11 protein-coding genes are annotated in these 6,772 nt (G+C 67.1%); 8 read left to right on the forward strand and 3 right to left on the reverse strand.

What is annotated here, in order from left to right:
- Positions 1–417, forward strand: a 417-nt coding sequence (gene msrA, locus PHQ87_RS13220; protein WP_300235176.1) for a peptide-methionine (S)-S-oxide reductase MsrA, incomplete at its 5' end; no start/stop codon positions are given.
- Here msrA and PHQ87_RS13225 read toward each other — a convergent pair.
- Entirely contained in the window at positions 383–1,252 is an 870-nt protein-coding gene (locus PHQ87_RS13225; protein WP_300235179.1) for an EamA family transporter, read from the reverse strand. The two genes, msrA and PHQ87_RS13225, sit on opposite strands and share 35 nt — an antisense overlap.
- 142 nt (positions 1,253–1,394) lie before the next feature.
- Between PHQ87_RS13225 and PHQ87_RS13230 the strand changes: the two genes are divergently transcribed.
- The 3 genes from PHQ87_RS13230 to PHQ87_RS13240 all read left to right on the forward strand — a co-directional run bounded on the left by PHQ87_RS13230 (position 1,395) and on the right by PHQ87_RS13240 (position 3,191).
- Positions 1,395–1,901 (forward strand): Fur family transcriptional regulator, encoded by a 507-nt coding sequence (locus tag PHQ87_RS13230; RefSeq protein ID WP_300235182.1) that lies wholly within the window; start codon positions 1,395–1,397, stop codon positions 1,899–1,901.
- Positions 1,902–1,963: 62 nt separating this feature from the next.
- Positions 1,964–2,203 (forward strand): hypothetical protein, encoded by a 240-nt coding sequence (locus PHQ87_RS13235; RefSeq protein ID WP_300235185.1) that lies wholly within the window; start codon positions 1,964–1,966, stop codon positions 2,201–2,203.
- 40 nt (positions 2,204–2,243) lie between these two features.
- Positions 2,244–3,191, forward strand: coding sequence for an AEC family transporter (locus PHQ87_RS13240; protein WP_300235188.1), 948 nt, complete (start codon positions 2,244–2,246; stop codon positions 3,189–3,191).
- Positions 3,192–3,204: 13 nt separating this feature from the next.
- Here PHQ87_RS13240 and PHQ87_RS13245 read toward each other — a convergent pair whose 3' ends face one another.
- Positions 3,205–3,666, reverse strand: a complete 462-nt coding sequence (locus tag PHQ87_RS13245; RefSeq protein WP_300235192.1) for an NINE protein — start codon at positions 3,664–3,666, stop codon at positions 3,205–3,207.
- On the reverse strand, positions 3,663–4,196 hold the full coding sequence (locus PHQ87_RS13250) for a GNAT family N-acetyltransferase (RefSeq protein WP_300235195.1): 534 nt from the start codon (positions 4,194–4,196) through the stop codon (positions 3,663–3,665). Before PHQ87_RS13250 ends, PHQ87_RS13245 begins: the two co-directional genes overlap by 4 nt.
- A 161-nt stretch (positions 4,197–4,357) precedes the next feature.
- On the opposite strand from PHQ87_RS13250, the gene rpsP reads away from it, so the two are divergent.
- The 4 genes from rpsP to rplS all read left to right on the forward strand — a co-directional run bounded on the left by rpsP (position 4,358) and on the right by rplS (position 6,575).
- Positions 4,358–4,612: a 30S ribosomal protein S16 gene (gene rpsP / locus PHQ87_RS13255; RefSeq protein WP_300235197.1), complete on the forward strand. Its 255-nt coding sequence runs from the start codon at positions 4,358–4,360 to the stop codon at positions 4,610–4,612.
- Positions 4,613–4,641: 29 nt separating this feature from the next.
- Positions 4,642–5,247: a ribosome maturation factor RimM gene (rimM, locus tag PHQ87_RS13260; RefSeq protein WP_300235199.1), complete on the forward strand. Its 606-nt coding sequence runs from the start codon at positions 4,642–4,644 to the stop codon at positions 5,245–5,247.
- A 59-nt stretch (positions 5,248–5,306) separates the two neighbouring features.
- Entirely contained in the window at positions 5,307–6,083 is a 777-nt protein-coding gene (trmD, locus tag PHQ87_RS13265; RefSeq protein WP_300235201.1) for a tRNA (guanosine(37)-N1)-methyltransferase TrmD, read from the forward strand.
- Positions 6,084–6,218: 135 nt separating this feature from the next.
- Positions 6,219–6,575, forward strand: a complete 357-nt coding sequence (gene rplS, locus PHQ87_RS13270) for a 50S ribosomal protein L19 (protein ID WP_300235204.1) — start codon at positions 6,219–6,221, stop codon at positions 6,573–6,575.
- The last annotated feature ends 197 nt before the right edge of the window (positions 6,576–6,772 follow it).

The following is a 6,772-nucleotide window of genomic DNA, read 5'->3' on the forward strand; positions in this document are numbered from 1 at the left end:
CCCACCTACGAGGACGTGTGCACCGGCCGCACCGGCTGCGTCGAGGTGGTGAAGCTCGAATACGACCCGGCCCAGGTGAGCACGCGCGAACTGCTCGAGGTGTTTTTCGTGGTGCACGACCCGACCACGCCCAACCGGCAGGGCAACGACGTCGGCACCCAGTACCGCAGCGGCATCTACTACACGACCGAGGCGCAGCGCGCGACGGCGCAGGCGATGATTGACGAGCTGACGGCGCAAGATGCTTTCGGTGCACCCATCGTGACCGAGGTGCGGCCGCTGCAGCACTACTGGCGGGCCGAGGACTACCACCAGGATTTTTTCGAGCGCCATCCCGACCAGGGCTACTGCCTGGCCGTGGCCGCGCCGAAAGTGGACAAGTTCAGACGGACTTTCGCAGCCTTGGCCAGAAGATGATCACCGCGAGGCCGGTGAGCACCAGTGCCCCGGCCTGCAGCTTCCACGACGGCATGGCCTCGCCCAGCACGAGTGCCGAGGCACCCATGCCGAACACGGGCACCAGCAGCGCCGTCGGCGCCACCGAGGCCGCGGGGTGGCGCGCCAGCAGCCAGTTCCAGGCGCCGTAGCCGAACAGCGTGTTGCCGATGGCCTGCCACAGCACGCTGGCCCAGATGAGCGGGCCGGCACCCGCGAGCGCCTGGCCGATGGCCCCGGGCCCTTCGAGCAGCAGCGAGAGCGCCAGCAGGGGTGGCACGGCGAAAACGCTGCTCCAGACCATGAAGTGCAGCATGTTGACCTGCCCGATCTGCTTGATCACCAGGTTGGCGCAGGCCCAGCAGAAACCCGCGCCCAGCACCAGCGCCACGCCCAGGGCCGTGATGGTGGCGTCCAGGTGCGAGCCGATCAGCGCCAGTCCGCCCACCGCCAGCACGAGCCCCACAAGCTGGTAGGGCCGCACCTTTTCCTTCATCAGCATCAGCGCCAGCCCGATGGTGAAGAACACCTGCATCTGCACCACCAGCGAGGCCATGCCCGGCGAGATGCTGCCACGCATGGCCAGGAACAGCAGGCCGAACTGACCCACGCCGAGCAGCACCCCGAAGGCCGCCATCGGGCGCCAGCCGACCTTCGGCCTGGGCACGAACAGCAGCCAGGGCAGGGCCGAGAACGCGAAGCGCAGGGTGGCGAACAGAAAGGGCGGCAGGCCGTCCAGGCCCCAGCGGATCACCACGAAATTGGTGCCCCAGACGGCGACGATGGCCAGGGCCAGGAGCAGATGGGAAAAGGGCAAGGCGGTACAGGTACAGGAATGGGCTGCGGCCAGTTTACGTGAGATGCCTTTCCGGCGTCGGCGCGAGGGTGACTGTCGGCGGATGCGATTTATTGCAACTTTGTTGCGTTAATATCGGCGCTTTCCACCCCACCCGTCCGCCATGACCGATACGCTCGCACCACGCCTGCCCGCCCATATCGTGGCCCGCATGACAGCGGCCGGCCTGCGCCGCACGCTCGCGACACGGGTCGTGCTCGGCCTGTTCCTGGGAGTGCCGGACGCCACACTGACGCACACGCAGGTGGCGTCGCTGGTGCAGGCTCGGGGCGTGACGGTCAACCGCGTCACGCTCTATCGCCTGCTCGACCGGCTGGTGGCCTGTGGCGTGCTGCGGCGGCAGACCGACCACGCCTCGCGCAGCTGGCGATTCGCGCTGGCCCGGGACGAGGATGCCGAGGCGGTCATCCGGCCGCCCAGCTTCGAATGCGATCTCTGCCACCGCAGTCTGTGGCTGGACGCCGCCGGCAGCGAGATGCGGGCCTGGGCGGGTGCCCTGCTGGGCCGTGCGGCAGCGCAGGGGCATCGTGGCACGCAGGTGGAGCTGGCGATTCGCGGCATCTGCGCCGATTGTGACGGTGTCGGGGCGGGCGGTGGCGCCCGCGCGTGATGGGTCTTCCGTGGACGGCTCCGCGGAGGGTCGCCGTTTTTTTACTTGAAAGGAGTTGAACGATGCATCTCAGACGATCTCTGTGGCTGATTGCCCTGCTGGCACTGCCTGCATGGGCCCAGCATTCGGAGCAGGAGCGTCAGCAGGATATCCAGAAGCACCGTGCCATCGCCGCGGCGCACGAGGCGGCGGCCAGGTGTCTGGCGTCCGGCAAGGATGAGAAAGTCTGCCTGAAGGAGCTGCAGACCGCCTGCAAGGGCCTGGCACTGGGCAAGTACTGCGGCATGCGCCACAGCCATTGAGCCCTGCGGGAGATGGTGCGGCCCGATAAGATCGGCCCCCATGTCCATCGCCACCCATCCCGTGTTTGTCTCGCTCGCGCCGGTGTTCCTGCTCATCGGTGTCGGCTTTGTGGCCGGACGTCTGCAGTGGGTGCGCGGCGAGGCGATCAAGGATCTGTCCAACCTGGTCTTCCTGGTGCTGATCCCGGCCATGCTGTTTCGCTCCATGAGCAAGGTGCACATCGAGCAACTGGACCTGCGCCCGGTGCTGGCCTACTTTCCGGCCGCCATCGCGCTGCTGTTCACCGCCATCGCCTGGCGCGGCTTCAACTGCCGCAGCGTGGTCATGGCGATGGCCGGGGCGTTCTCCAACATGGTGATGATCGGCATCGCCCTGGTTGAGCTGGCCTACGGTCAGCAGGGGCTGGTCACGCTGCTGACGCTGGTGTCGGTGCATGCCCTGATCCTGCTGACCATCGGTTCCGTGGCCCTGGAACTGGCGGCGGCGCGTGAAGCACGCCAGGCCGGCAGCGGCTCGCCGCATGTGCTGGCGACGGCCGCCTCGGCCATCAAGGGGGCGGTGATTCACCCGGTCCCCTTGCCCATCATCGCCGGCCTGCTGTTCGCGCAGACGGGCTGGGTGCTGCCTTCAGTGGTGGAGCGGCCGTTGCAACTGCTGGGCAATGCCTTCGGGCCGCTGGCGCTGGTGCTGGTCGGGGTCAGCATGGCGCGCACTCCCATGCGCGGGCACTGGCGCGACGCCCTGTGGATCACCTTCACCAAGAATCTGGTGCTGCCCGCGGTGGTGGGCCTGAGCGCCTGGGCCTGGGGGGTCACCGGCCTGCCGCTGACCGTGATGGTGGTGGCCGCTGCGCTGCCCATTGGCGCCAATGTGTTCCTGTTCGCCCATCGCTATCACGTGGTCGAGGAGCTCACCACCGCCAGCATGGGCATTTCCACCGCCGCGGCGCTGTTCACGCTGAGCCTGGTGATGTTCCTGCTGTCCTGATGGTGCAGGGCGTTCACTGTTCCTGGCTGATTCTGCGGCCTTCCTCGACCTGGTACATCACGTAGTTCTGCAGGCTGTAGGACAGGCTGGCCATGAGTGCCGTGGCCCCGACCAGCAGCGACAGTGCCACGGCAACAATGGTCAGCCAGGTGGTGGCTCCCGCCGTCGCCTGCGGCCCCTGGCCCACGGCATAGCGGGCATTCCATTTTTCGCGGTCGGCCAGGCCGTAGACGATGGCCGACAGGCAGGCCACGGCCAGCGACAGGCCCAGGAACGGGATCAGCACCCACGACAGCTTGTCGTCCTGGCCCAGGGTCTGCAGCCGCTCCATGCCCCACCAGCCCAGCCCGGAGGCGATGGGGAACAGCCAGCCCACCCAGTCACCCGGGCCGCGCAGGTAAAAGCGGTGCAGGCCCAGCGTGCCGCCCAGCAGGGCCAGCCAGGTGGCGACGGTCTTGTTGCGCGCCCGGCTCATGGTTGCTTTTCCTCAGGTGGGGTTTCGTCGCCCTGGCCCAGGAATTTCTCCATCAGCACGATGTCCAGCCAGCGGCCGAGCTTCCAGCCGCACGAGCGCACCACGCCCACGTGCCCGAAGCCCAGTGCGGTGTGCAGACCGATCGATCCGGCGTTGGCCGAGTCGCCGATCACCGCCATGACCTTGCGCACCCCGGCGCGCTCGCACTGCGCCAGCCATTCGGTCAACAGCAGCCTGCCCAACCCCTGGCGGGTGGCGTCGGGCGCCAGGTAGATCGAATCCTCGACGGAAAAGCGGTAGGCCGCGCGGGGCTTGAACCAGTTGCCATAAGCAAAGCCCTTGACCTCGCCGGCGACCTCGATCACCAGCCAGGGCAGGCCTTTGCCGAGCACGTCCGAGCGGCGGATCGCCATGTCATCAGGGGTCGGCGGCGTGGTCTCGAAGGTGCCGGTGCTGTGCAGCACATGGTGACCGTAAATGCGGGCCATGGCTCCCAGGTCTTCGTCGCGGCTGGGGCGAATCAGGATCATGAAGGGAACAATGAATGCGTCGGAGCGACTTGATTGACTATAATGCCAAGTTCTGTAGCGTTTCGCTGGCCGGGTGGTCAGTCGTGTGTCTCAAGCGCTGCAAAGAAATCCGGTCGATGGCAGTTGCCAGGGCCGGGGAATCACCACCCGAAGGATAAATCATGGTCGTCATTCGACTCTCCCGCGGCGGCGCGAAGGCCCGTCCGTTCTACAACATCGTGGTTGCCGCCAAGCGCAACCGCCGCGATGGCCGTTTCATCGAGCGCATCGGCTTCTACAACCCCCTGGCCCGTGGCGGTGAGGAAACCCTGCGCATCGCCCAGGACCGCCTGACCTACTGGACCGGCGTGGGTGCCCAACCCTCCGACACCGTGGCTCGCCTGATCAAGCAGGCTGCCGCCAAGGCCGCTGCCTGAACGGCGCAAACCATTCGCCTCAACCACCGTTGAGCACCGCCCCGGCATCCACCGCACCATTCGAGCCATCGCCCCTGCCGGGCGATGCGGTCGAACTGGGCCGGTTCACGGATGCATGGGGCATCAAGGGCTGGGTCCGCATCCAGCCCTACAGCGCCGACACCCGGGCGTTGTTCGAATCTTCCGACTGGTACCTCCTGCCACCCGAAGCGCGTTTCGGCAAGGGTTTTTCGGCGTTTGACAAACCGGTGCGCGTCCGCGTGGCGGAGGTCAAGGCACATGCCGATGGCGTGGTGGTCCGTCTGGACGGCATTGCCGATCGCAGCGGCGCCGAAGCGCTCAAGGGGGCCCGCATCCACGTGCCGCGCAGCGCCTTTCCACCGGTACAGGAGGGCGAGTACTACTGGGTGGATCTCATCGGCCTGTCCGTGCTCAACCGCGAGGGCGAGCACCTGGGCGTGGTGCAGGACCTCATGCCCACCGGGCCGCACGCCGTGCTCGTGCTCGGCTACACCGAAACCGTGGACGGGCGCGAGCGCAAGGCCGAGCGGATGATCCCCTTCGTGGATGCGTACATCGACGAGGTCGATCTGGCGGGCCGCCGGATCACGGCCGACTGGCACAAAGACTACTGAGCCGGCGCTCTGCCGGCCACCGCGGTGCCCGACCGGTCATGGGGTGTGACAATACCCCCATGCGCTTTGACGTCGTCACCCTGTTTCCCGAGCTGTTCGAGCCCTTTCTGAGGTGCGGCATCAACCGCCGCGCGTTCGAAGGCGGCCAGGTTGACGTGCGCCTGTGGAATCCGCGCGACTGGGCCGAGGGCAACTACCGCCGCGTCGACGATCGACCCTTCGGCGGTGGTCCGGGCATGGTCATGATGGCTGAACCCCTGTGGCGCTGTCTGCAGGCGATCCGTGCCGAGCGCGCAGAGCCCGAAGGGCAGCGGGCGCCGGCGGTGCTGTTCTCCCCCATTGGCGAACGCCTTGATCATGCTGCGGTCGAAGGCTGGTGTGCGAGCGCGGGGGCCGTGCTGTTCTGCGGCCGCTACGAAGGCATCGACCAGCGCTTCATCGACGCCTGCATCGACCGGCAGATCAGTCTGGGTGACTTCGTGCTCTCGGGTGGCGAGATTGCCGCCATGGCCATGCTCGATGCGGTCGCGCGTCTGATGCCGGGGGTGTTGGGCGACGAAGGCAGCCACCAGCAGGACAGCTTCAATCCCGCGCTGGACGGTCTGCTCGACAGCCCGCACCACACCCGCCCCGAGGTCTGGCAGGGGCCGGCCGGGCCCATGGCAGTGCCCGAGGTCCTGCTGGGCGGCCACCATGCCCTCATCGGGCGCTACCGCCGCGAGCAGAGCCTGGCCCTCACCGCCCGGCTGCGGCCCGACCTGCTGCAGCGGGCCCTGGACGGGCAGCGGCTCGACGCGGCCGACAAGGCTTATCTGCGCAAGCAGAAATTGCTATAATCCAAGGCTTTTCGATCCTCTGGCCGGCCGCTGCGACCGAAGAATTCCCGGAAATTCCCGGGGAACGCTCAAGGAGTCGCGGCCTTTATCAACCCAATGTTGGGCAGCGCGGCCATGATCGGTATGAAGGAAACCATGAACCTCATCCAGACGCTTGAACAGGAAGAAATCACCCGCCTGAACAAGAGCATCCCCGAATTCGCTCCCGGCGACACCGTGATCGTCAGCGTGAACGTGATCGAAGGCACCCGCAAGCGCGTGCAGGCCTACGAAGGCGTGGTGATCGCCCGCCGCAACCGTGGTCTGAACTCCAGCTTCATCGTCCGCAAGATCTCCAATGGCGAAGGCGTCGAGCGTACCTTCCCGCTGTACAGCCCCCTGATCGCCAAGATCGAAGTCAAGCGCCGCGGTGACGTGCGCCGGGCCAAGCTGTACTACCTGCGCGAGCGCAGCGGCAAGTCGGCCCGCATCAAGGAAAAGCTGGGCGCGTAAGCGCACGGCATTCGCCAAGGGCCGGGCGTCCGATCCGCCGGCCTGTTCGGAAAAGCCGCTCTTCGGAGCGGCTTTTTTGCGTCCCCTGTATGCTTGCGGCCATGAGCCGTGTGTTGCCCCGTTTCGATCCCCGCCTCGTGCCACTGGTGCCGCCCGGTGGCGAGGCGCCGCCGCTCCAGGCCGTGGCCTCGCAGCGC

The sequence above is a fragment of the Hydrogenophaga sp. genome (assembly GCF_028698005.1).
GTDB lineage: Bacteria > Pseudomonadota > Gammaproteobacteria > Burkholderiales > Burkholderiaceae_C > Hydrogenophaga.

Coding starts and splice junctions, on each gene's coding strand:
- PHQ87_RS13230 (WP_300235182.1), top strand. CDS start 1,395: ATGACCGATACGCTCGCACCACGCCTGCCCGCCCATATCGTGGCCCGC.
- PHQ87_RS13235 (WP_300235185.1), top strand. CDS start 1,964: ATGCATCTCAGACGATCTCTGTGGCTGATTGCCCTGCTGGCACTGCCT.
- PHQ87_RS13240 (WP_300235188.1), top strand. CDS start 2,244: ATGTCCATCGCCACCCATCCCGTGTTTGTCTCGCTCGCGCCGGTGTTC.
- PHQ87_RS13245 (WP_300235192.1), bottom strand. CDS start 3,666: ATGAGCCGGGCGCGCAACAAGACCGTCGCCACCTGGCTGGCCCTGCTG.
- PHQ87_RS13250 (WP_300235195.1), bottom strand. CDS start 4,196: ATGATCCTGATTCGCCCCAGCCGCGACGAAGACCTGGGAGCCATGGCC.
- rpsP (WP_300235197.1), top strand. CDS start 4,358: ATGGTCGTCATTCGACTCTCCCGCGGCGGCGCGAAGGCCCGTCCGTTC.
- trmD (WP_300235201.1), top strand. CDS start 5,307: ATGCGCTTTGACGTCGTCACCCTGTTTCCCGAGCTGTTCGAGCCCTTT.
- rplS (WP_300235204.1), top strand. CDS start 6,219: ATGAACCTCATCCAGACGCTTGAACAGGAAGAAATCACCCGCCTGAAC.